General features: G+C 66.9%; 21 protein-coding genes. 12 read left to right on the top strand and 9 right to left on the bottom strand.

Annotated features, from left to right (window positions below):
* Positions 1-13: 13 nt before the first annotated feature.
* Complete coding sequence (locus tag CH339_RS13845; protein ID WP_111434952.1) at positions 14-1,465, bottom strand: aldehyde dehydrogenase family protein; 1,452 nt, start codon at positions 1,463-1,465, stop codon at positions 14-16.
* A gap of 99 nt (positions 1,466-1,564) precedes the next feature.
* Here CH339_RS13845 and CH339_RS13850 point away from each other — a divergent pair, with 99 nt between their 5' ends.
* Both CH339_RS13850 and CH339_RS13855 read left to right on the top strand, forming a co-directional pair.
* Positions 1,565-2,554, top strand: a complete 990-nt coding sequence (locus CH339_RS13850; protein WP_111434953.1) for a LysR family transcriptional regulator — start codon at positions 1,565-1,567, stop codon at positions 2,552-2,554.
* A 116-nt stretch (positions 2,555-2,670) separates the two neighbouring features.
* A complete protein-coding gene (locus tag CH339_RS13855; protein WP_146610178.1) occupies positions 2,671-3,162 on the top strand; it encodes a protoglobin domain-containing protein in 492 nt (163 codons plus the stop codon).
* A 37-nt stretch (positions 3,163-3,199) separates the two neighbouring features.
* Here the strand turns inward: CH339_RS13855 and CH339_RS13860 are convergent, their stop codons facing one another.
* Positions 3,200-4,174 carry a LysR family transcriptional regulator gene (locus CH339_RS13860; protein ID WP_111434972.1) on the bottom strand — a complete coding sequence of 325 codons (975 nt, stop codon included), beginning with the start codon at positions 4,172-4,174 and terminating at the stop codon, positions 3,200-3,202.
* Positions 4,175-4,292: 118 nt separating this feature from the next.
* Between CH339_RS13860 and CH339_RS13865 the strand changes: the two genes are divergently transcribed.
* The 10 genes from CH339_RS13865 (at position 4,293) to CH339_RS13910 (ending at position 13,655) form a co-directional block, all read left to right on the top strand.
* The gene (locus CH339_RS13865) at positions 4,293-5,162 is read left to right on the top strand and encodes an ABC transporter permease (protein ID WP_111434955.1); all 870 of its coding nucleotides are present in this window, start codon (positions 4,293-4,295) and stop codon (positions 5,160-5,162) included.
* A gap of 15 nt (positions 5,163-5,177) precedes the next feature.
* The gene (locus CH339_RS13870; protein WP_111434956.1) at positions 5,178-5,960 is read left to right on the top strand and encodes an ABC transporter permease; all 783 of its coding nucleotides are present in this window, start codon (positions 5,178-5,180) and stop codon (positions 5,958-5,960) included.
* Between the two features lie 59 nt (positions 5,961-6,019).
* Positions 6,020-7,183, top strand: a complete 1,164-nt coding sequence (locus CH339_RS13875; RefSeq protein ID WP_111434957.1) for an extracellular solute-binding protein — start codon at positions 6,020-6,022, stop codon at positions 7,181-7,183.
* A gap of 109 nt (positions 7,184-7,292) precedes the next feature.
* A complete protein-coding gene (locus CH339_RS13880) occupies positions 7,293-8,384 on the top strand; it encodes an ABC transporter ATP-binding protein (protein ID WP_111434958.1) in 1,092 nt (363 codons plus the stop codon).
* Positions 8,381-9,730, top strand: a complete 1,350-nt coding sequence (locus CH339_RS13885) for an aminotransferase family protein (protein WP_111434959.1) — start codon at positions 8,381-8,383, stop codon at positions 9,728-9,730. Before CH339_RS13880 ends, CH339_RS13885 begins: the two co-directional genes overlap by 4 nt.
* A complete protein-coding gene (kce, locus tag CH339_RS13890; RefSeq protein ID WP_111434960.1) occupies positions 9,727-10,653 on the top strand; it encodes a 3,5-dioxohexanoate:acetyl-CoA acetone transferase in 927 nt (308 codons plus the stop codon). Before CH339_RS13885 ends, kce begins: the two co-directional genes overlap by 4 nt.
* Before the next feature lie 14 nt (positions 10,654-10,667).
* Positions 10,668-11,156 (top strand): GNAT family N-acetyltransferase, encoded by a 489-nt coding sequence (locus tag CH339_RS13895; RefSeq protein ID WP_111434961.1) that lies wholly within the window; start codon positions 10,668-10,670, stop codon positions 11,154-11,156.
* Positions 11,153-12,184, top strand: a complete 1,032-nt coding sequence (locus CH339_RS13900; RefSeq protein WP_111434962.1) for a histone deacetylase family protein — start codon at positions 11,153-11,155, stop codon at positions 12,182-12,184. Before CH339_RS13895 ends, CH339_RS13900 begins: the two co-directional genes overlap by 4 nt.
* Entirely contained in the window at positions 12,181-13,308 is a 1,128-nt protein-coding gene (locus CH339_RS13905) for an NAD(P)/FAD-dependent oxidoreductase (RefSeq protein WP_111434963.1), read from the top strand. The genes CH339_RS13900 and CH339_RS13905 overlap by 4 nt, the downstream gene beginning before the upstream one ends.
* Positions 13,305-13,655, top strand: coding sequence for a RidA family protein (locus tag CH339_RS13910; protein ID WP_111434964.1), 351 nt, complete (start codon positions 13,305-13,307; stop codon positions 13,653-13,655). Before CH339_RS13905 ends, CH339_RS13910 begins: the two co-directional genes overlap by 4 nt.
* A gap of 418 nt (positions 13,656-14,073) precedes the next feature.
* On the opposite strand, the gene CH339_RS13915 is transcribed toward CH339_RS13910, so the two are convergent.
* The 7 genes from CH339_RS13915 to CH339_RS13945 are packed head-to-tail and all read right to left on the bottom strand — an operon-like array spanning position 14,074 to position 20,693.
* Positions 14,074-14,574: a gluconokinase gene (locus CH339_RS13915; protein ID WP_111434965.1), complete on the bottom strand. Its 501-nt coding sequence runs from the start codon at positions 14,572-14,574 to the stop codon at positions 14,074-14,076.
* 23 nt (positions 14,575-14,597) lie between these two features.
* The gene (gene gnd, locus CH339_RS13920) at positions 14,598-16,004 is read right to left on the bottom strand and encodes an NADP-dependent phosphogluconate dehydrogenase (protein ID WP_111434966.1); all 1,407 of its coding nucleotides are present in this window, start codon (positions 16,002-16,004) and stop codon (positions 14,598-14,600) included.
* A complete protein-coding gene (locus CH339_RS13925) occupies positions 16,001-16,933 on the bottom strand; it encodes a 2-dehydro-3-deoxygalactonokinase (protein ID WP_111434967.1) in 933 nt (310 codons plus the stop codon). Before CH339_RS13925 ends, gnd begins: the two co-directional genes overlap by 4 nt.
* On the bottom strand, positions 16,930-17,577 hold the full coding sequence (locus CH339_RS13930) for a 2-dehydro-3-deoxy-6-phosphogalactonate aldolase (RefSeq protein ID WP_111434968.1): 648 nt from the start codon (positions 17,575-17,577) through the stop codon (positions 16,930-16,932). Before CH339_RS13930 ends, CH339_RS13925 begins: the two co-directional genes overlap by 4 nt.
* Complete coding sequence (dgoD, locus tag CH339_RS13935) at positions 17,571-18,719, bottom strand: galactonate dehydratase (RefSeq protein ID WP_111434969.1); 1,149 nt, start codon at positions 18,717-18,719, stop codon at positions 17,571-17,573. Before dgoD ends, CH339_RS13930 begins: the two co-directional genes overlap by 7 nt.
* Before the next feature lie 32 nt (positions 18,720-18,751).
* The gene (locus CH339_RS13940; RefSeq protein ID WP_244669207.1) at positions 18,752-20,077 is read right to left on the bottom strand and encodes a TRAP transporter large permease; all 1,326 of its coding nucleotides are present in this window, start codon (positions 20,075-20,077) and stop codon (positions 18,752-18,754) included.
* A 1-nt stretch (position 20,078) separates the two neighbouring features.
* Positions 20,079-20,693, bottom strand: a complete 615-nt coding sequence (locus CH339_RS13945) for a TRAP transporter small permease subunit (RefSeq protein WP_111434970.1) — start codon at positions 20,691-20,693, stop codon at positions 20,079-20,081.
* Positions 20,694-20,797: the final 104 nt, after the last annotated feature.

Consider the following 20,797-nt stretch of genomic DNA (forward strand, 5'->3'; position numbering starts at 1 on the left):
CCCACTCCGGTCCTCATTCCGGATCGCCGGCGCGGATATAGGCCGTCTTCACCTGGGTATAGAATTCCGCCGCGCTGCGGCCCTGCTCGCGCGGCCCGAAGCTCGACGCCTTCCGCCCGCCAAACGGCACGTGATAGTCGGTGCCGGCCGTCGACAGGTTGACGGAAACGCAGCCGGTTTCCACGTTGCGCCGGAAGTGGCCGGCCCGCGCCAGCGAGGTCGTGAAGATGCCGGCGACGAGCCCGAACTCGGTGTCGTTGGCGATCGCCAGCCCCTCCTCGTAGGAGCCGATCTTCTGGACGGCGGCGATCGGCGCGAACAGCTCCTCGCGGTTCAGCGCCATGTCGTTGCTGGTGCCGACCAGCAGCGCCGGCGTCATGTAATAGCCCTCGGTGGCGCGGCTGACCCGTGCGCCGCCGGCGACGATGTCGACGCCGGATTTCTTCGCGGTCTCGATCCAGGAAAGATTGGCGGAAAGCTGCTCTTCGCTGACCACCGGGCCGATATCCGTGCCCTCGGCGAGGGCATGATCGACCTTCATGGCGCCAAGCCGGTGGCCGAGCCGCTCCACGAAGGCATCGTGCACCTTCTCGTGCACCAGCAGCCGCGACGAGGCGGTGCATTTCTGGCCGGTGCCCGAATAGCCGCCTGCGGCGGCCGCAGCGACCGCAAGCTCAAGATCCGCATCGTCCATGACGAGGAGCGGGTTCTTGGAGCCGAGTTCGAGCTGGAACTTGGTGAGGTTGGAAGCGGCCGCGGCGGCGACCTTCTTGCCGACGGCGTGCGAGCCGGTGAAGGTGACGGCATCGACGCCGGGATGGCCGGCAAGGCCGTTGCCGATGGTCGACCCGGACCCCATCAGGAGCTGGAATGCGCCCGCCGGGAGCCCGGACCGGGAGATGATCTCGGCGAGCGCCCAGGCCGAGGCCGGCGTCAGATTGGCCGGCTTCCAGATCACCGCGTTGCCATAGGCGAGCGCCGGCGCGATCTTCCAGCTTGCCGTCGCGGTCGGGAAGTTCCACGGCGAAATGACCGCAACGACCCCCATCGGCTCGCGGCGCACGTCGATCTCCACGCCCGGCCTGACCGAGTCCGCATTCTCGCCGAGCTGGCGCAGCGCCTCGGCGGCGAAATAGGTGAAGAACTGGCCGGCGCGGTAGACCTCGCCCTTGCCCTCGGCAAAGGGCTTTCCCTCCTCGCGCGACAAGAGCGTGCCGAGTTCGCCGGACCGGTCCATCAGCTCGCGACCGATCGCCTCCAGCGCCGTCTGGCGTGCCTCCAGCCCGAGCGCCCGGCAGGCCGGCAACGCCTGCCTTGCGGCTGCGACAGCCTGTTCCAGTTGATCGGCGCCGGCCTGTGCGTAGTATCCGATGACGTCGGCGAGATCGGACGGGTTGCGGTTCTCGATCGTCGTCGCGCCCTCACGCCAGCTTCCCGCGATCAGATTGCAGTAGGTCTTGTTCATCCGCCTCTCCAAGTCAGGGGAGCAGCTTCGGGCAAATTCGGACTTCAATCAAATCGAAACATCTGTTATTAATTTCAGAGAAACTGAAATGGATACTCTGTGATCAAGCTGGAGGCCCTGCGCGCTTTCGTGACCGTTGCCGAAGCCGGCAACATCCGCGACGCCGCCAAGAAGCTGTGCCGGACGCCATCCGCCGTCTCCATGACGCTGAAGCAGCTTGAGGAAGAGGTCGGCGGACCGCTGTTCGAGACCGACCGCAAGAATTCGCTGACCGCGCTCGGCGCCTTCATGCTGGAAACCGGCGCCATGCAGGTCGACAGCTACGACCGCGCCATCGAGCGCGTGCATGCCTTTGCGGAAAACCGGATCGGCCGGCTGACCCTTGCCTCCGTGCCGTCCGTCGCCGCCAACCTGATCCCGCAGATCTTGCCCCGCTTCGTTGCCGACCGCAACGAGGTGGAGATCGAGATGTTCGACATCGACAGCCGTTCCGTGCGCGCCATGGTGGAAAGCGGCCAGGTCGACCTTGGCATCGCCGGCCGCCCGGCACCGGACGCCCCGGTCTCCTTCATGCCGCTGTTCCGCGACCGGTTCCGGGTCATCTGCAGCACCGACAGCCGGCTCGCCCGGATCAACCGGCCGCTGCGCTGGTCGGACCTGAGGCGCGAGAACCTGATCCTCAACGGCGCCTCGGAGCGGATCAAGGCGCCGAGCTACAAGGCGCTGTCCGACCGCGCGACGATGACCGTGCGCAACGTCACCACCCTGGTGGCGCTCGCCCGCTCCGGCTTCGGCGTCACGCTTCTGCCGGCGCTGTCCACCACCGACCTGCCGATGGGCGTCGTTGCCCGCGATCTCGCCGACACCTCCGTGGAGCGCGTCGTCGGCATCGTGGAGCGCAACGGCATCACGCTCAGCCCGGTCGCCGCCGCCTTTCGCAAGGTGCTGGTGGAAGAGTTGCCCCCGCTGGTTGCAAGTCTCGGCCTCGACGAGCGCGAACCACCGGAAACTCCGCAACCGCCCAAGCGGCCGGAAGCGCTGGAATCGGCCGAAATCCGCTCCACCGACCCGGAAGATGCCGCGCTCTAATCGGCCTGCCCCCCGCCCGACAACCAATGATCAAGATTTCCCTGTTAGGGTTGCACCCGATAGGGATAGCACGGCTTGCGGAAACGCCCGGGCCCGCGCGGCGAGGATAAAAAACGGTGATCAACGAACGAATGCAGATCTGGACCGATCCGGCGTCAATACCGTCGGAAACGCGCGACAAGCTCTGGTTCTTTATCTCCCGGGACATCGACGCGATCCTGCAGAAATTCTACCAGCGCATCGGCAATTCCAACCTGCACCGGATCCTCGATGGCCTCGACATCGACAAGCTGACCCAGAAGCAGAAGACCCACTGGCGCCGCATTCTGCTGTACCGGGTCGATGAGACCTATGACGTCCGGCTGCGCAACATGCACGCCTATCACATCAAGATCGGCCTGACGCACAGCCACTACATCGCGTCCTATTTTTTCCTGATGAACCTGTTCCAGAAGGCGATCCTGAAGCACGCGTCCGGGCCCAAGGAGGCCTACGACCTCATCGTCGCCCTGCAGAGCATCATCTCCGAGGACATCACCCGCGCCCTCGGCGTCGACGCAGAGACCGGCCAGGACGCCGGTCCCTCCGCCAAGACCATCGCCTTCTGACCCCTCGTCCGGGGTCCGCGATTGAGGCGTCTCACGCTCATGCGGAAGCGCTCTCGTCCGCATAGGTCCGCTCGGCCATCGGCCGGCGGGCGATCTCCGCCTTCAAGGCATCGATGAACCGCGCCTCGGCCCGGTTGTGCCGGCGTTTCGGGTTGGTGACGAGGAAGATGTCGATCGCCGGCGGGTTTTCGTAGGGCGGCAGGCGCCAGAGGTCGCCATCGCTGACGTCGCGCTCCACCACATGGATCGGCAGCGGCCCGATGCCAAGGCCGCACAGGATCATCCGGCGCACCTCCTCCAGGTGCGGCGACTGGCCGACGATGCGCTGCTCCAGCTCGTATTGACGGCGCAGCTCGGCAACGGGCCGCAGCGCATCGGCGACGTCGTCGGTGTCGAACGACACCGCCGCATGGCCGCGCAAATCCTCGATCCTGAGGTCTTTTCGGCCGAACAGCTTGTGCGGCGGCCCGCAGAAATAGCCGAAGAACTCCCGGTAGAAGAGATCGTAGTGGAGCTGCGGCAGCCGCTTGTTGACGAGGCAGATGCCGAGGCTCACCGACTTGTCGAGGACGCTGCGCGCGACCGCATCGCTCGACTGGATCGACAGCTTGTAGGTGACCGCCGGAAATTCCGCGTGGAACTCCGCCAGCACCCTGTCGAGCAGCGGCGTGCTGACGTGGCTGGCGAGCGAGATGTGAATGTTGCCGGTGATCTCGCGCGCCGCCGAGGTCGTCACCTCGCTGAGCCGGGCGATGCTATGGAAGATCTCCAGGCATTCGCGCTGCAGGTCGCGGCCCGCCGCCGTTAGGCGAAACGTGCCGCCGCCGCGCTCGATCAGCCGCGTGCCCATCTGCGTCTCCAGCCGCTTCAGGGCAAGGCTCACCGTCGGCTGGCTCAGCAGCAGCCGGTTGGCCGCAGCGGTGATGCCGCCCTCCTCGGTGATGACGACGAAAGTCCGCAACAAATTCCAGTCGAGATTGGTGACGAACCGTTCCGGCCGCTCGCTGCTCATCGGGCGCATTAACTCACGCAATGTTGGATATAGTGAATATTAATTTGCGCTATCGGGCGCAGCGCTGCAACACTTTGCCACGTTCCCGCGCATCCCGACCCATCACCAAGGGCTCTAGATGGCCAAGGCGACCGCATTCGATCCCAGACCCTGGTACCTGCTGTCGCCGGCCCTCCTGGCGATCGCCTTCCTGGTGATCGCGCCGATTTGCTTCATCCTCGTCTATTCGTTCTACATCAACGTCGATCTCGGCGTCGACGAGGTCGCCTTCCAGTTCGGCAACTGGCAGGACCTCCTCACCGACAGCTACTACCACAACGCCATCTGGAAGACGTTCCGCATGGCGGTCATCGTCACGGTGCTGGCCGCCTTTCTCGGCTACATCCCGGCCTATTTCATCGCCCACACCAATTTCCGGCGGAAGTGGCTGCTGCTCCTGCTCTTGATCCTGCCGTTCTGGGTCTCGTTCATCATCCGCACGATGTCGTGGATCCACATCATGGGGAACCAGGGCGCCATCAACGGCGTCCTCATCTGGCTCGGGCTGACCGACGAGCCGATCTCCATGATGTACAACGAGTTCGCCGTCATCGTCGGCTTCATCCACGTCTTCCTGCCCTACATGATCCTCAACGTCTATGTCAGCCTGGAGGGCATCGACCGCAACCTGGAGCCGGCCGCCCGCACCCTCGGCTGCACGCCCTGGCAGGCCTTTCGCGAGGTGACGCTGCCGCTGTCCCTGCCCGGCCTTGCCGCCGGCAGCCTCCTGGTCTTCGTGCTGACCGCCGGCAGCTACGTCACCCCGATCATCCTCGGCGGACCCAACGACTTCCTGTTCGGCAACCTGATCTACGACGCCGTCGTCTCGGAGCTGAACTGGCCGATGGGCGCGACGCTCTCCTTCACGCTGCTGTTCCTGCTCGGCATCGTCGTCGTCATCTACAGCCGCTTCATGGGCCTCAACCAGCTCTACAAGGCACTGAGCTAGGAGACGAACCAGCCCATGCGCGCCTGGAACCTCATCAAGATCTACACGGTCCTCGTCTACATCTTCATGTTCGCGCCGGTCGCGGTCGTGCTCTTGCTCGCCTTCAACAGCTCACAGTTCGGCGGCTTCCCGATAGAGGGCTTCAGCCTGCGCTGGTTCGCCAAGCTGTTCGAGAACGAGGCGATCATGCGCGCCTTCGAGACGTCGCTGATCCTCGGCGTGCTGACAGCGTTCTTCGCCACCACGCTCGGCATCCTCGCCTCGCTGGCGCTGGTCCGCTACAAGGTGCCCGGCAAGGAGTGGATCACCACGCTGCTGATCTCGCCGGTGCTGGTGCCCGAAACCGTGCTCGCCGTCGGCCTCCTCATCTTCCTGCGCTGGCTGTCGATGCCGCGCTCCTTCGCCGTCCTCTTGCTCGGCCACACCATGATCGCCCTGCCCTTCGTGGTGCTGGTCGTCCAGGCCCGCCTCGTCGGCATCCGCAAGGAATACGAGGAAGCCGCGCGCAGCCTTGGCGCCAACCCGCTGCAGACCTTCTTCCAGGTGACCCTGCCGCTCCTGATGCCGGCCGTGTTCGCCGGCGCGCTCTTTGCCTTCACCATTTCCTTCGACAACATCACGGCGACCATCTTCTGGCGTCCGGCCGGTTCCGAAACCGTGCCGACTCAGATCTTCGGCATGCTGCGCAACTCCGTCAGCCCGGAGATCAATGCCCTCGGCTTCGTCATGATCGTCATTACCGTCGGTGTCCCGCTCATGGCCGGCGGCCTCGCGCGCTACTTCGCGCGCAAAAGATGAACGGCACGACATCCAAAAAACCTGAAAAAACCACCAGAACCAGAGGACGAACCAAACCGATGAAACAGGACAGCACCAAGCGATACGAAAAGCTCCGCGAGGTCATGGGCAACGGCGACATCGACCGTCGTTCCTTCATGGGCCTCCTCGGCGCCGCCGGCCTCGTCGCCGGCGTCGGCGGCGGCATCATGACGACGCTCTCGCGCCAGGCGCTCGCCGCCGGCACCGAACTCCATTTCGAGGGCTGGGGCGGCATCGTCTCGGAAGCCCTGCGCAAGAACGCCTTCGACCCCTATGAGGCAAAGACCGGCAATTCCGTCATCGACGCCACCTTCGGCGGCGAGGAGGAAGTGCTGACCAAGCTGAAGGCCGCCGGCAGCATCGACGGCCACAACATCATCCACTCATCCGGCATCGCCTGGTACAAGCGCTGGGTCGACAATGGCTACGCCAGCGAGATCAACGAAAAGAACATCCCGAACATGGCCAATGTGATGGAGGCGGTGCTGAAGCCGTTCCGCGCCGTCACCCCGGATCACCTGTCTGCCGCGCCCTACGACTACGGCACCACGGGCATCGCCTATAACACCAAATACGTCTCGGAGGCCGACGCCAAGGCCATGGGCGCCAACCTGCTCCTCAACAAGGAGTTGAAGGGCAAGATCGGCGGCTGGGGCGGCGACTGGGCCAACCGCGCCTGGTACGGCGCGCTGCAGTCCGGCCAGGACCCCAACGACATCACCGACTGGGACGCCGTCTGGGACAAGGTCCGCGAGCACCGCGGCCTGATCCTGAAATACTGGAGCTCCGGCGCCGAGCTGATGGACCTTCTCGCCAAGGAAGAGATCTACGTCACCGAGGCCTGGTCCGGCCGCGTCGCCGCCCTGCAGGCGCAAGGCCATCCGATCGGCTATTTCGATCCCAAGAACGGCCTTGCCTGGATGGAGACGATGTTCGTCCTCAAGGGCTCGCCGATGGCCGAGGCCGAGGAACTCCTCAACTTCATGCTCGCCCCGGAGACCTCGATCGCCGTCGCCGAGGGCCAGAAATATCCGCCCGCCCTCGATCCTTCCAAGGTCGAGATGACCGACATGGTCAAGGGCCTGCCAGCCTTCGATCCGACCGGCAAGCTCGACGGCCTCGTGTTCCGCGATCCGGTCAAGTGGAACGAGGTCGAGAAGGACCAGAAGAAGATGTGGAACCGGGTCAAGAAGGGCGCCTGACCCCCTTTTTCACCCGACACTCCCTGTCCGGGGCTTTTCGATTAGCCCCGGACCTTCCTTCCGTGCGTGAGGGCTGCGGCCATGCGCACCTGGCAGGGGCGAGAAGGCTTTGGCACAGGTTGAACTTCGCGGCGTCACCAAGTCGTTCGGCGCCTTTCTGGCCGTCAAGACGGTCGATATCGACTTCCAGGAGGGCTCCTTCACCACCCTCCTGGGGCCGTCCGGCTGCGGCAAGACGACGATCCTGCGCATGATCGCGGGGCTGGAAAAGCCGACCGGCGGCGACATCCTGATCGGCGGGCGGCGCGTCAACGACGTGCCGGTCCACAAGCGCAATCTCGGCATCGTGTTCCAGAACTACGCCCTCTTCCCGCACAAGACGATCGGCGAGAACATCGCCTTCGGCCTGAAATACCGCGGCGTCTCCAGGGCCGATGCGGCAAAGAAGGTCTCCGATGCTCTCGACATCGTCCGCCTGCCGGGCGTGGAGGACCGCTATCCGACCCAGCTCTCCGGCGGCCAGCAGCAGCGCATCGCGCTTGCCCGCGCCATCGTCATCGAGCCGGACGTGCTGCTTCTCGACGAGCCGCTGTCGGCGCTCGACGCCAATCTGCGCGAGGAGCTGCGCGTGGAGCTGAAGACCATCCAGCACCGCATCGGCGTCACCTCCGTCTTCGTCACCCACGACCAGTCCGAGGCGCTGGCCATGTCCGACCGCATCGTCGTGATGAGCGCGGGAAGGGTCCAGCAGCAGGGCGAGCCGGAAGAGGTCTACAACGCCCCGGCAACGGAATTCGTCGCCAGCTTCCTCGGCGCCGCCAACCTCATCGAGGCGACGGTCGCCAGCGCCGACGGCGCCGACGTGGTCGTCGACACGCGCCATTTCGGCCGGTTCGCGGTCCCCAAAAAGGCCGCCAACGGGCTCGGCCCCGGCGCCCGCGGCAAGGTCGTCGCAAGGGCGGAAAAGCTGAAGCTCTATCCGGCAGCCTCGGCACCCGAAGGTGGCGTCAGCGCCCCTGGCACCGTCGAAGCGACCGACTACCAGGGCCAGATCGTGCGTTATTTCGTGCGCGTCGGCGATATCCAGTTGCAGAGCGTCGGCATGATCGACGGCAGCCCGTTCCAGGAAGGAACCGAGATCGCCGTCGGCATCCGGCCTGACGAGTGCGTCGTGCTGCCGGCCGAGGAACCCTCAGAATGAGCGAAAAGAGCCGCCTCTTCTACCAGACCCGCCTGCGCCGCCCCGTCCTCGACCGCGCCGAGGGCATCTATCTGTGGGACAAGAGCGGCAAGCGCTATATCGACGGCTCGTCGGGTGCCATGGTCTGCAATATCGGCCATTCCAACCCGAACGTCCTTGCCGCCATGAGCCGGCAGATGGAGAAATCCACCTTCGGCTACCGGCTGCATTTCGAGACCGAAGCCTCCGAGCAATTGGCGGCCCGTACGGCGGACCTGAGCCCGCCCGGCTTCGACCGGGTGTTCTTCGTCTCCGGTGGTTCCGAGGCGACCGAAAGCGCCATCAAGCTCGCTCGCCAGTATGCGCTTGCCCGCGGCGCGGCCAGCCGCTGGAAGGTGATCTCGCGGATCCCGAGCTACCACGGCGCCACCCTCGGCGCCCTGGCGCTCACCGGCTACGGCCCTTTGACCGACCCGTTCGCGCCGATGATGCGCGAGATGCCGAAGATCCCGGCCCCGCGCGCCTATCTCGACGGCCTCGATCCGGCGCTGACGGCGACCGGCCACCACTATGCCGACATGCTGGAGGCGGAGATCCTGAAGCAGGGCCCCGAAACCGTGCTCGGCTTCATCGTCGAGCCCGTCGGTGGCGCCTCCACCGGAGCGCTGGTGCCGCCGGCCGGCTACATGGAGCGCGTACGCGAGATCTGCGACCGCTACGGCGTCCTGATGATCAACGACGAGGTGATGTGCGGCGGCGGGCGCACCGGTCGCTTCTTTGCCGGCGATCTGTGGGGCGTGGAGCCCGACATTATCGCCATTTCCAAGGGGTTCGGAGCCGGCTACGCGCCGCTCGGTGCCGTCACCGCCCATGGCCGCATCGTCGATACGGTGCTCGATGCCGGCGGCTTCGCCCACGGCTTCACCTATGCCGGCAATCCCCTCGCCTGCGCCGCCGGCGTTGCCGTCATCGACGAGATCCACCGCCTCGACCTGATGACGAATGCCGAGAAGATGGGCGCGCTGCTGAAGGCGCGGCTCTTCGGCCTTGCCGAGCGCTACCCCTTCATCGGCGACGTGCGCGGCGCCGGCCTCCTGCTCGCCTTCGAGCTCGTTGCCGACCGCGCGACCATGACGCCGCTGCCGACCGCCCTCAACGCCTATCTGCGCCTCGTCGACATCGCCTATGAGAACGGCCTCATCCTCTATTCAAGGCGCACCCGCGGCGGCATTTCGGGCGACCATTTCCTCGTCTGCCCGCCGATGATCGTGACCGAGAGCGACATCGACGAGATCGTCGGCCTTCTGATCACCTCCCTCGACCGCTTCGCCGACGAGGCCGGCCTGCCGGTGGCACGGGCCGCATGACCAAGATCATCATTTCCTGCGCCGTCACCGGCTCCATCCACACCCCGTCCATGACCCCCCACCTGCCGATCACGGCCGACGACATCGCATCGCAATCCGTCGACGCGGCAGCGGCCGGCGCCGCGATCCTGCACCTTCACGCCCGCGACCCGGCGGACGGGCGCCCCTCCGCCGATCCGGACCATTTCATGGCCTTCCTGCCGCGCATCAAGCAGGCAAGCGATGCGGTCCTCAACCTGACCACTGGCGGCAGCGCGACGATGACGCTGGACGAGCGCCTGCGCGCGCCGATGACGGCCGCACCGGAGATGTGCTCCGTCAACATGGGCTCCATGAACTTTGCGCTCTATCCGGCAGCAAGCCGCATCACCGATTGGCGCCACGACTGGGAAAAGCCGTTCCTGGAAAACTCCGACGACCTCATCTTCAAGAACACGCCGCGCGACATCGCCCATGTCATCGCGGAGATGGGCGACAAGCGCGGCGCCCGTTTCGAGTTCGAGTGCTACGACGTCGGCCACCTCTACATGCTGCGCCATTTCCTCGACCGCGGTCTCGTCGAAGCCCCGCTCTTCATCCAGTTCGTCTTCGGGGTGCTCGGCGGCATCGGCGCCGACCCGGAAAACCTCACCCACATGAAGCGGATCGCCGACAAGCTGTTCGGCGACGGCTACCAGTGGTCGGCGCTTGCCGCCGGCCGCCACCAGATCCCGATCACCACCATGGCCGCGGCCATGGGCGGTCACGTCCGCGTCGGCCTTGAGGACAGCATCTACATCGCCCGCGGCGAACTCGCCCGCTCCAACGCCGACCAGGTTGCGCTGATCCGTCAGATCGTCGAAAAACTCGGCCGGGTCGTCGCCACACCGGACGACGCCCGAGAAATGCTCGACCTCAAGGGCGCCGACCGCACGGCGTTCTGACACCAGATAGACCCATGACCGACATCGCCATCCGCCTCGCAACCGACGGCGACGCCGACAAGATCCAGTCCATGCTCGCCCGCCTTGCCGTCGACCTCGGCGAGACGACGACGTTCGCCTCGAGCACTGACATCCTCCGTCGCCACGGCTTCGGCGAGACGCCGCTGTTCCACTGCCTGATCGCCGAGCGGGACGGCATTGCCGTCGGCCTTGCCCTCTTCTTTCCGGAGTTTTCGACCCTCAGGGGCATGCCCGGCATCTATCTGCAGGACCTTTGGATCGACGGCGCCTTGCGCAATTCCGGCCTCGGCAAACGGCTGCTGGCTGAGGCCGCACGCCACGGCGAAGCACGCTGGCAGGCCGGCTATATGAAGCTGACCGTCCACCTCGACAATCCGCGCGCCGAGCGCTTCTATCGCCGCCACGGCTTTGCCAATGGCGGCCACGACCAGACCCTCGTCCTTGAGGGACCGGACTTCGGCAGAATGAGTGACCCACAATGAAAGCCTTCTTCCACGACCAGCAGCGCCGCCACGACCCCAAGCATTTCCTGTCGAGCGGCGCGCCGCAGCCGAACCCGGAGGTGCCGGGCCGCATCGACGCACTCCTTGCCGGCCTCGCCGAGGCGAAGGTCGCTACGGACGCTCCGGCCGACCGAGGCTTCGGCCCGATCGCGGCCATCCACTCGCCGGAATATCTCGTCTTTCTGCAGAACATCTACGCCCGCTGGCAGCGCATTCCCGGCGCCTCCGCCGAGGTCGTGCCCAACATCCACCCGGACCGGCGCGACGTCGGCTACCCGAAATCCGCCGTCGGCCAGGCCGGCTTCCACATGGCCGACACCGCCTGCCCGATTTCGGAAAACACCTGGGAATCGGCCTATTGGAGCGCCCAGACGGCGGTCGCCGCCGCCGACCACGTGGCCTCCGGCGCCGGCGATGCCTACGCGCTCTGCCGCCCGCCAGGGCACCACGCCTTTGCCGACCTTGCAGGCGGCTTCTGCTTCCTCAACAACACCTCGATTGCCGCCGAGCGCCTGCTGACCGCCGGCCACCGCCCGGCCATCGTCGACGTCGACCTCCACCACGGCAACGGCACCCAAGGCATCTTCTACACGCGCAGTGACGTCCTCACCGTCTCCATCCACGCCGATCCGGCGCGCTACTACCCGTTCTTCTGGGGCCATGCCGACGAGCGTGGGACGGGCGCCGGCCTCGGCACCAATCTCAACCTGCCGATCCCGCGCGGCTCGAAGGACGAGTCCTTCCTTGCCGCCCTCGACACCGGCCTTTCGCGCGTCAGAGCTTTCGGGGCCGACGTCCTCGTCGTCGCCCTCGGGCTCGATGCCTTCGAGGGCGATCCGTTCGGCGGCCTTGCCGTGACGACGGCCGGCTTTGCCCGCATCGCCGACGCGTTGGCCGGCCTGAAGCTGCCGACCGTCATCGTCCAGGAGGGCGGCTATCTCTGCCCGGAGCTGGGGCCGAACCTGACGAGCTTCCTGACCGGCTTCGGCGCGGAGCGGGCGTCGTGACGGAAACCGCGGACATTCTCGTCATCGGCGGCGGCATCGGCGGCATCGGCGCCGCCGCCCGCCTCGCCCCGGAGGCCAAGGTCCTCGTGCTGGAGCGCGAGGACGCCATCGGCTACCACGCAACGGGCCGCTCCGCCGCCGTCTTCATCCGAAATTACGGCAACGCCACGGTGCGGGCGTTGAACGCGGCAAGCGCGCCGGTGCTGGAAAATCCCGAAGGCATTGCGGACTTTTCGCTGCTGAGCCCGCGCGGCGAGATGATGGTCGCGGCCGCGAACGAGATCGAGGCCCTGGAGCGCTACCTTGCCGGCAGCGATGGCCTCCAGGAGATCACGCCGGACGACGCCGTCGGCCGCATCCCGATCCTGAGGCGCGAGAAGATCGAACGCGCCGTCTTCGAGCCGAACGCCCAGGACATCGACGTCGACCGGCTGCTGCAGGGCTTTGCCCGGCTTGCCCGCTCCGGAGCGGGGCGCATCGAGCGCCGGGCCGAGGTCACCGAGATCGTCCGTGCCCGCACCACCTGGCAGGTCCGCACGAAGGATGCCTCCTACGAGGCGCCGATCGTCGTCAACGCCGCCGGTGCCTGGGCCGACGGCCTTGCCGCCATGGCCCATGTGGCGCCCGTCGGGCTGACGCCCATGCGCCGCTCCATCGCCGTCCTGCCGATGCCGGACGACATGGGCGTGGAGCGCTGGCCGCTGGTCGTCTCGGGCTCCGAGACCTGGTACGCCAAGCCGGAGCGCGGCCGGCTGCTGGTCTCGCCAGCCGACGAGGACCCGGTCGAGGCCCACGATGCCTGGCCCGACGACATGGTGCTGGCCGAGGGCCTGCACCGCTTCGAGCAGGCAATGACCATCAGCGTGACGAGGGTCGAGCGGTCCTGGGCGGGGCTGCGCTCCTTCGTCGCCGACCGCACGCCGGTCTGCGGCTTTGCCCAGGATGCCGACGGCTTCTTCTGGGTCGCCGGCCAGGGCGGCTATGGCGTCCAGACCTCGCCGGCCCTTGCCCGTCTTGCCGGAGACCTCGTCCTCGGCCGCACCCCCGAACTCACCCCCGACGTCGTCGCCGCCCTGTCGCCCGCCCGCGACGGCATCGGCACCAGAACAGGATCCCTGCAATGAGTACCATCGAACGCCTTGAGACCGGCCAACGCATGAGCCAGGCCGTCATCCACAACGGCACCGTCTTCCTCGCCGGCCAGGTCGGCGCCCCCGGCGAAAGCGTCACCGCCCAGACCGAGGCGATCCTCAAAGGCATCGAGAAGCTCCTGGCCGAGGCCGGCTCCGACCCGACCCGCATCCTGCAGGCCACCATCTGGCTCGCCGACATGGACGACTTTGCGGAAATGAACGCGGTCTGGGACGCCTGGGTCCCCGAAGGCCACGCCCCGACCCGCGCCTGCGGCGAGAGCAAGCTGGCAACGCCCGACTTCAAGGTCGAGATCATCGTCGTCGCGGCGCAGGAGTAGACTTTCGGGACGGACGATTCTCCTGGCGAGCGATTTTCGCTCCACCCTCTCTACCCACTCCGCGTCACCACCGGACTTGATCCGGTGGTCCATGAGGCTGGTCCACACGCTCTAACCTAAGAGATTGAAATCAAAGGCCTTATGGATTGCCGGGTCAAGCCCGGCAATGACGCTTGAGAGGGATGCCATTCGAGAGCGCCCAATCGAAGCCATCAGGCTTCGCAAGGCCGACCGGCCGCCGGCGCTGTTGCGCCGCCCCGCGGAGCCGCGAGCGAAGCGAGCCTGGCGTGAGCAAAAACCGAAGCCACAGGCTTCGCAAGGCCGAACGGCCGCCGGCGCCGTTGCGCCGCCCCCGCGGAGCCGCGAGCAAAGCGAGCCTGGCGTGAGCGCAAAAAAACTACCGTGAGCGAAAACCCACTCAATCCTGCTTCTTCAGCGCCCCCTCGATCCGCGTAACGATCTCGTCGGGGCTTCCCTCGATGCTGACGGAGACGACGCCTGGCTCGCCGCGCGGGTCTTCCAGGTCGGCGATCTGGCTGTCGACAAGGGCTACCGGCATGAAATGACCTTCGCGGCCGGCCATGCGGGTGCGGACGAGGTCGACGCCGCCTTCCAGATAGACGAAGACGACGTCGGGCGCCGCGGCCCTGAGGCGGTCTCGGTAGGCGCGGCGGAGCGCCGAGCAGCTCACCACCGCCGCCTCGCCCTTGGCGGACCATTCGCCCATCGCCGCGCTGAGGCGGTCGAGCCACGGCCAGCGGTCGGCATCGGTCAGCGGCTCGCCCTTGGCCATCTTGGCCACGGCTTCCGGCAGGTGGTAGTCGTCGCCCTCGACGAAGGGGACGTCGAGGCGCCCGGCGAGCAGCTTGCCGAGCGTCGACTTTCCGGTGCCGCAGATCCCCATCATCACGATGATCATCGTCACCCGCCCTCAATTTCCGCTCAGGACACGACCGGCCATTCGTGGTGGAAGACGCCGGGCTTGTCGGTGCGCTCGAAGGTGTGGGCACCGAACAGGTCGCGCTGGCCCTGGATCAGGTTGGCGCCGACGCGCTTGGCCCTGAGGCCATCCAGATAGGCGATCGCGTTGGCAAGCGCCGGCACCGGCACACCGTCGGCGACCGCCGCCGCAACGACCCGCCGCAGCGGCCGTTCCGCCGTCTCCAGGATCTCCTCGGCAAGCGGCGACAGGGTCAGGTCGGTCAGCTCCGGGTCGGCCGTGAAGGCATCGGCGATCGGGTCGAGCATGGCCGCGCGGATGATGCAGCCGGCGCGCCAGGTGCGGGCGACGGTCGCAAGCTCCGTCCCCCAGCCATTGACCGTGGAGGCCTCGGCGATCAGCGACAACCCTTGCGCATAGGCCGCCAGCATGACCGCCGGCAGCGCCTTGCCGAGGTCCTCGGAGAGAAGAGCCGCATCGCCCGCCGGAGGAAGACGGCGGAGCGACGCGGCATGCGGTGCGCGCCGGGAGGAAAGAGCGCGCGCCAGGAATGCGGTGGCGATGCCGGGAACGGCAACGCCATATTGGAGCCCGGCCTCAACGGTCCAGCGGCCGGTGCCCTTGTGGTGGGCGGAATCCTTGATCATCTCGACCAGCGGCCGGCCGGTGTCCGGGTCGATCTCGTCAACGACGACGGCGGTGATTTCCAAGAGGTACGAGGACGCGCCGGTCTCGTCCCAGCGCCGCAACGTCTCGGCCATCGCCTCGCGCTCAAGGCCGGCGGGGCCGGAGAGCAGCAGGTAGCATTCGGCGAGCGCCTGCATCATCAGGTATTCGATGCCGTTATGGGCCATCTTGACGAAATGTCCGGCGCCGCCCGGCCCGAATGTGCCGAAGCAGGGCGCCCCGTCGCCGGCCTTGGCGGCGATCGCGGCAAGCGGCGCGGAGACCGCGGCAACGGCATCGGCATCGCCGCCCGCCATCAGCGCCGGACCGTGGCGCGCACCCTCTTCGCCGCCGGAAACGCCGAGCCCGACGAAGCGGATGCCGTCGGCTTCCAGCAATGCCTGGCGCCGTTCGGTGTCGTGGTAGTGGCTGTTGCCGCCGTCGATGAGGATGTCGCCGGCCTGAAGATGCGGCCGGAACGTCTCGATCAGCGCATCGACCGGATCGCCGGCCTTGATCATGACCAGCATGGTGCGCGGCGCCTTGAGGTGGGCCAATACGTCGATCGGCGTGTCGACCACGGTCACGGTCGGCTCCAGCTCGGCCCGCGCGCTAACGACGACGTCGGGAAAGGCATCGCCGGCGACCACCTTGTAGCCGCGGTCGTTGAGGTTGAGGGCGAGGTTGCGCCCCATGACGCCGAGGCCGATGACGGCGATGTCGTAAAGGGTATCTTCGGTCATGAGACCGCCTCCGAGAAAAGTTCCGGCGCGTGAAGCCGCGCGATTGCCGTCACCCCGGCAAGCGTCGCCTCGCGGGCCGTGACATGCCGAAAGGCAAGGCCCGCCCGGGAAAACGCCGCCCCGTAGGGCACCGCAAGTCTGTCGTTGCTGACCAGGAGGATCTCGCCGGCGCCACTGGCATAAAGCGGCGCCATGGCGGCGATCTCCGAGCCGATGAGAAGGCCGGAGAGATAGCTCGCCACATCTTCGGCCCGTAAGTCTCCATGTATGCCTCGGGCGCGGGCAGAAAAGAGGTGATTGAGAAGACCGCCGCGACGGACCGACTGGGCAAGGCCCGCCTCGAAGGCAACCTCCGCGAACGGTGCATCCCTGTCCGCAGCCAGGCCGAGCACGGAATGGGCCAGCATCACCTCGTGCACCTCGCCGGTCATGCTGGTGGAAAACCGCGTCAGCACGCCGCCTTCCACATCCGCCCATTTGCTGTGGGTGCCGGGAAGGCAGAGGACGGCATAGTCCCAATCGACGAGCGACAGGGCGCCGAAAATCTGCACCTCCTCGCCGCGCATGACGTCGGCTTTTGCCGGATCGGCGCTCGCGACCCGGACGCCCGGAATGATGAAGACGCCGGCCATGCCCGCAACGGCGACGACATCGCGCGAAAGGCTCTCCGGCGTTGCCGGAAGCGGCGGCTGCGGCGCCTGTTGCCAGCCCTGGGGCGCGCCGACCATGCCGGCCATATAGACCGGCGTCACGCCGTCCCGCCAGGGGCCGAGCCGCTCGTGGCAATAGGCCGCGAACCCATCGCGCGACAGCGCCCGCATGCCAAGGCCCTCGCCGATCTCGGCCAGCACCGCGCCCGAGCCGGCATCGACCAGCCAGGCGCGGAAGGAAGAGGTTCCCCAGTCGACGATGATCAGCCGGCCGCTCATGGGGCAATCGCCCTCCAGGCGGCGACCAGCGTTTCCGCGGCACTGTGGACGTCCTCGGCCGAGCGGCCGGGCTTCCACAGCTCCGAGCCGACGCCGAAGCCGGAACAGCCGGCGGCCACGAAGTCGGCGAAATTGACGGCACCGACGCCGCCGACGGCAAGCACGGGAAGGTCGGCCGGCAGCACGGCCTTGAGATCCTTGATATAGCCGGAGCCGAGCCGGGAGGCCGGAAAGATCTTCAGCGCGCTGGCGCCGGCCTTGGCGGCGGCGAAGCATTCGCTCGGCGTGAAGCAGCCGATGAGGGCGGGAAGGCCGGCATCGGTGGCGGCGGCGATAACCTCAAGGTCGGTGTTCGGCGTGACGACGTAGCTGCCGCCGGCCGACACCAGCCGGGAGACGTCGCCCGGATCGAGCACCGTGCCGGCGCCGATCCGCACGCCCTCGGGCGCGACATTGGCCATCGCCTCGATGCTCTGGAAGGGATCGGGCGAATTGAGCGGCACTTCGATGAGGGTGAAACCGGCATCGACAAGAACGTGCAGGATCCCCGGCGCCTCCGCCGGTGTGATGCCGCGGAGAATCGCGACCAGCGGCAATCGGGCAAAGGCGGCATCAAACGCCTTGCGGGGATTGGCCCCTACCATTCGGCAACGCTCCCGTCCTCGTGGCGCCAGGCCGCGTTGCGCCAGCGGTGGCCCTTTTTCGCCTGTTCCTCGACGAAGGCCTCGTCGATGTCGACGCCGAGGCCAGGCTTTGTCAGCACGGGCAGATAACCGTTCTTGATCTTCAGCGGCGCCGGGTCGGTCAGGTAGTCCAGAACGTCGTTGTCCACATTGTAGTGGATGCCCATCGACTGCTCCTGGATGAAGGCGTTGTGGGCGACGAAGTCGAGCTGCAGGGAGGCGGCGAGCGTCAGCGGCCCGAGCGGGCAATGGGGCGCGATGGCGACATCGTAGGTCTCGGCCAGGGACGCGATCTTCACGGCCTCGGTGATGCCGCCGCAATGGCTGATGTCGGGCTGCAGGATGTCGACCATCCGCGCCTCCAGGATTTCCCGGAAGGCAAAGCGCGTGTGCAGCCGCTCGCCGGTGGCGATCGGATAGCCGAGGCCGGAGGCGATCTGCGGCAGGCAGTGCAGGTGCTCGGGAAGGACAGGTTCCTCCACGAACATCGGATGGAAAGGTTCGAGTTCGCGGAGCAAGGCCTTGGCCATCGGCCGGTGCACCCGGCCATGAAAATCGATGGCGATGCCCACATCGGGACCGACGGCCGCCCGCGCCTCGGCAACCCGCGCAACGGCGTCATCGACCTTGGCGTGGCTGTCGACGATGGCGAGTTCCGGCGTGCCGTTCATCTTGAACGCGGTAAAGCCCTTTTCCACCACCTCCTTCGCCTGGCGGCCCACATCGGCGGGCCGGTCGCCGCCGATCCAGCAATACATCCGCATCCTGTCGCGCACCGGCCCGCCGAGCAGCTCGTGGACCGGGACGCCGAGCGCCTTGCCCTTGATGTCCCAGAGCGCCTGATCGATGCCGGCAATCGCCGACATCAGGATCGGCCCGCCGCGATAGAAGCCGCCGCGATAGAGCTGCTGCCAGATGTCCTGCACGTGGCGCGGATCGCGCCCGACGATGAGATCGGCGAGCTCGTGGACGGCGGCCTCGACGGTCGCCGCCCGGCCCTCGATCACCGGCTCGCCCCAGCCCGAAATCCCCTCGTCGGTCTCGATCTTCAGGAACAGCCAGCGCGGCGGCACCTGCCAGGTCTTTAGTTGCGTAATCTTCATCGTTGTCTTTCGTGCAGCGTCCGACAAGGCCGCTAGACCAGCCACATGGCCAGGTTCGGGAAGGCAAGCATCAGGGCGAGCACCGCCAACTGCATCAGGATGAACGGCCACAGCGACTTGAAGATGTCGCCGAGACTGATCTCTGGTGGCGCGACGCCCTTGAGGTAGAAGGCGGCCGGCCCGAAGGGCGGGCTCAGGAACGAGACCTGCATGTTGACGGCAAACAGGATGCCGAACCAGATCGGATCGTAGCCGAGCTTGGTGATGATCGGCACGAAGATCGGCAGGGTCAGCATGGCGATGCCGATCCAGTCGAGGAACAGGCCGAGGATCAGAAGGATGATCATCATGACGATAATGATCACCACCGGCGCCGCATCGATGCCGAGGATGGTGGCGGAGACGAAGCGGTTGCCGCCCATCAGGTTGTAAACGCCGACGAGGGTCGCCGCGCCGACGCCGATCCACACGATCATGCCGCAGGTGGTCAGCGTCTGCATGACGCTGTCATGGACCAGCTTGAAGGTGAGCTCGCGCCGGATCATCGTCGCCGCCAGGACGCCGAAGACGCCCATGGCCGCGGCCTCCGTGACGCTGGCGATGCCGGCATAGATGGTGCCGAGCACCATGAAGGCGATGGCCGCCGGCAGGATGACCGCCTTGATCGCCCGGATCCGCGCCGGCCCCCGCTCGTCAGCCGGCAGCGGCGGCATCGCCGGCGCCAGCTCGGGGTTCACCATGCAGCGGATCAGCACATAGGTCATGTAAAGGCCGGCGAGAAGCACGCCCGGCGTGACGGCGGCAACGAACAGGTCCGCGATGGAGACGCTGGCGATCAGGCCGTAGATGATCAAGACGATGGAGGGCGGGATCATCGTGCCGAGCGAGCCGCCGCCGCAGACGACGCCGATGGCGATCTTGCGGTCGTAGCCGAGCCGCAGCATCTGCGGCAGGGCGAGGATGCCGAGGAGCACGATCTCGCCGCCGATGATGCCCGACATCGCGGCCAGGAACACGGCCACCACAAGCGTCTGGATGGCGACGCCGCCCGGAAGGCGTCCGGCCAGCACCCGCATGCCGGAAAACAGGTCGCGCGCGATCCCCGATCTGTCGAGCAGCGACGCCATGAGCACGAACATCGGCACGGCAACGAGGGAGTACTCGGTGATGAAGCCGTAGACCCGGGAAATCACCAGCGGGATGGCGTTGGGGCCGAACCAGCCGACGGTGAAGACGAGCGCCACGAGGCCCGTGACGAAGGCGAGCGGCAGGCCGGAGAGAAGCAGGAGGAAGATGCTGCCGACGAGCACATAGGTGCCCCATTCGATGCCCATCGCCTGAAGACCGAGACCGCCCATCTCACTGCTCCTTCGCGGGATCGGTGCCGCGCGGATCGGCGTCCGGCGCACCGCGGATGGCATGGATGAGGTGCAGGATGGTCTGCAGCGTCATCAGGATGAGGGCGATCAGGATGACGCCCTTGGTGAGCGCCGGGAACGGCGGGTTCCAGCTCGTGCCGGAGCGCTCCAGCGACCATTCGCCGAACGGATTGTGCGAGGCCCGCCAGAACAGCACATAGGCCGCATAGGTCATGCCGCCGGCGAACAGCAGCGTGATGACGGAATTGAAGATGTCGAGCCAGCGCCGGGTCCTGGCCGACACCGCGTCGTAGATCAGCCGGACGCGGATGTGCTTGTCGCGGGCGAGCGCGATCGGCCCGCCGATGGCGAAGATGATGGCGATGAGGAACACCGTCGTCTCGTGCACCCAGGAGGTCGGGCTGTCGAAGACGTAGCGGCTGATCACCTCGACGACGCTGATGCCCATCGCAACGAAGACCAGCCAGGCAAGACCCCGGCCGCACCATTCGATGGCCGCATCGAGCCGGGTGCGGATATGGCCCTCCGTTCCGGCGTGGCCGTCGGGCTCGGAGGGAACGCCATCGACCGTCTCGGGCTCGGGAGTGTGCGACATGGGCGTGGCCTTTCGACCTTTTCGAAGGAAACCCGCCCCGCCGCCGACGGAGGACCGACGGCGAGGCGGGAGGAGTGCCGCGCGCCAGGGCTAGGGACCCCGGC

It is taken from the genome of Rhodobium orientis (assembly GCF_003258835.1).
GTDB lineage: Bacteria > Pseudomonadota > Alphaproteobacteria > Rhizobiales > Rhodobiaceae > Rhodobium > Rhodobium orientis.

Excerpts from the sequence above, each read along its gene's own strand:
- CH339_RS13860 (WP_111434972.1), bottom strand. The coding sequence starts at position 4,174 with ATGAGCAGCGAGCGGCCGGAACGGTTCGTCACCAATCTCGACTGGAAT.
- CH339_RS13915 (WP_111434965.1), bottom strand. The coding sequence starts at position 14,574 with ATGATCATCGTGATGATGGGGATCTGCGGCACCGGAAAGTCGACGCTC.
- CH339_RS13885 (WP_111434959.1), top strand. The coding sequence starts at position 8,381 with ATGAGCGAAAAGAGCCGCCTCTTCTACCAGACCCGCCTGCGCCGCCCC.
- CH339_RS13895 (WP_111434961.1), top strand. The coding sequence starts at position 10,668 with ATGACCGACATCGCCATCCGCCTCGCAACCGACGGCGACGCCGACAAG.
- CH339_RS13940 (WP_244669207.1), bottom strand. The coding sequence starts at position 20,077 with ATGGGCGGTCTCGGTCTTCAGGCGATGGGCATCGAATGGGGCACCTAT.
- CH339_RS13900 (WP_111434962.1), top strand. The coding sequence starts at position 11,153 with ATGAAAGCCTTCTTCCACGACCAGCAGCGCCGCCACGACCCCAAGCAT.
- CH339_RS13945 (WP_111434970.1), bottom strand. The coding sequence starts at position 20,693 with ATGTCGCACACTCCCGAGCCCGAGACGGTCGATGGCGTTCCCTCCGAG.
- dgoD (WP_111434969.1), bottom strand. The coding sequence starts at position 18,719 with ATGAAGATTACGCAACTAAAGACCTGGCAGGTGCCGCCGCGCTGGCTG.
- gnd (WP_111434966.1), bottom strand. The coding sequence starts at position 16,004 with ATGACCGAAGATACCCTTTACGACATCGCCGTCATCGGCCTCGGCGTC.
- CH339_RS13865 (WP_111434955.1), top strand. The coding sequence starts at position 4,293 with ATGGCCAAGGCGACCGCATTCGATCCCAGACCCTGGTACCTGCTGTCG.
- kce (WP_111434960.1), top strand. The coding sequence starts at position 9,727 with ATGACCAAGATCATCATTTCCTGCGCCGTCACCGGCTCCATCCACACC.
- CH339_RS13870 (WP_111434956.1), top strand. The coding sequence starts at position 5,178 with ATGCGCGCCTGGAACCTCATCAAGATCTACACGGTCCTCGTCTACATC.
- CH339_RS13925 (WP_111434967.1), bottom strand. The coding sequence starts at position 16,933 with ATGAGCGGCCGGCTGATCATCGTCGACTGGGGAACCTCTTCCTTCCGC.
- CH339_RS13845 (WP_111434952.1), bottom strand. The coding sequence starts at position 1,465 with ATGAACAAGACCTACTGCAATCTGATCGCGGGAAGCTGGCGTGAGGGC.
- CH339_RS13930 (WP_111434968.1), bottom strand. The coding sequence starts at position 17,577 with ATGGTAGGGGCCAATCCCCGCAAGGCGTTTGATGCCGCCTTTGCCCGA.
- CH339_RS13875 (WP_111434957.1), top strand. The coding sequence starts at position 6,020 with ATGAAACAGGACAGCACCAAGCGATACGAAAAGCTCCGCGAGGTCATG.
- CH339_RS13910 (WP_111434964.1), top strand. The coding sequence starts at position 13,305 with ATGAGTACCATCGAACGCCTTGAGACCGGCCAACGCATGAGCCAGGCC.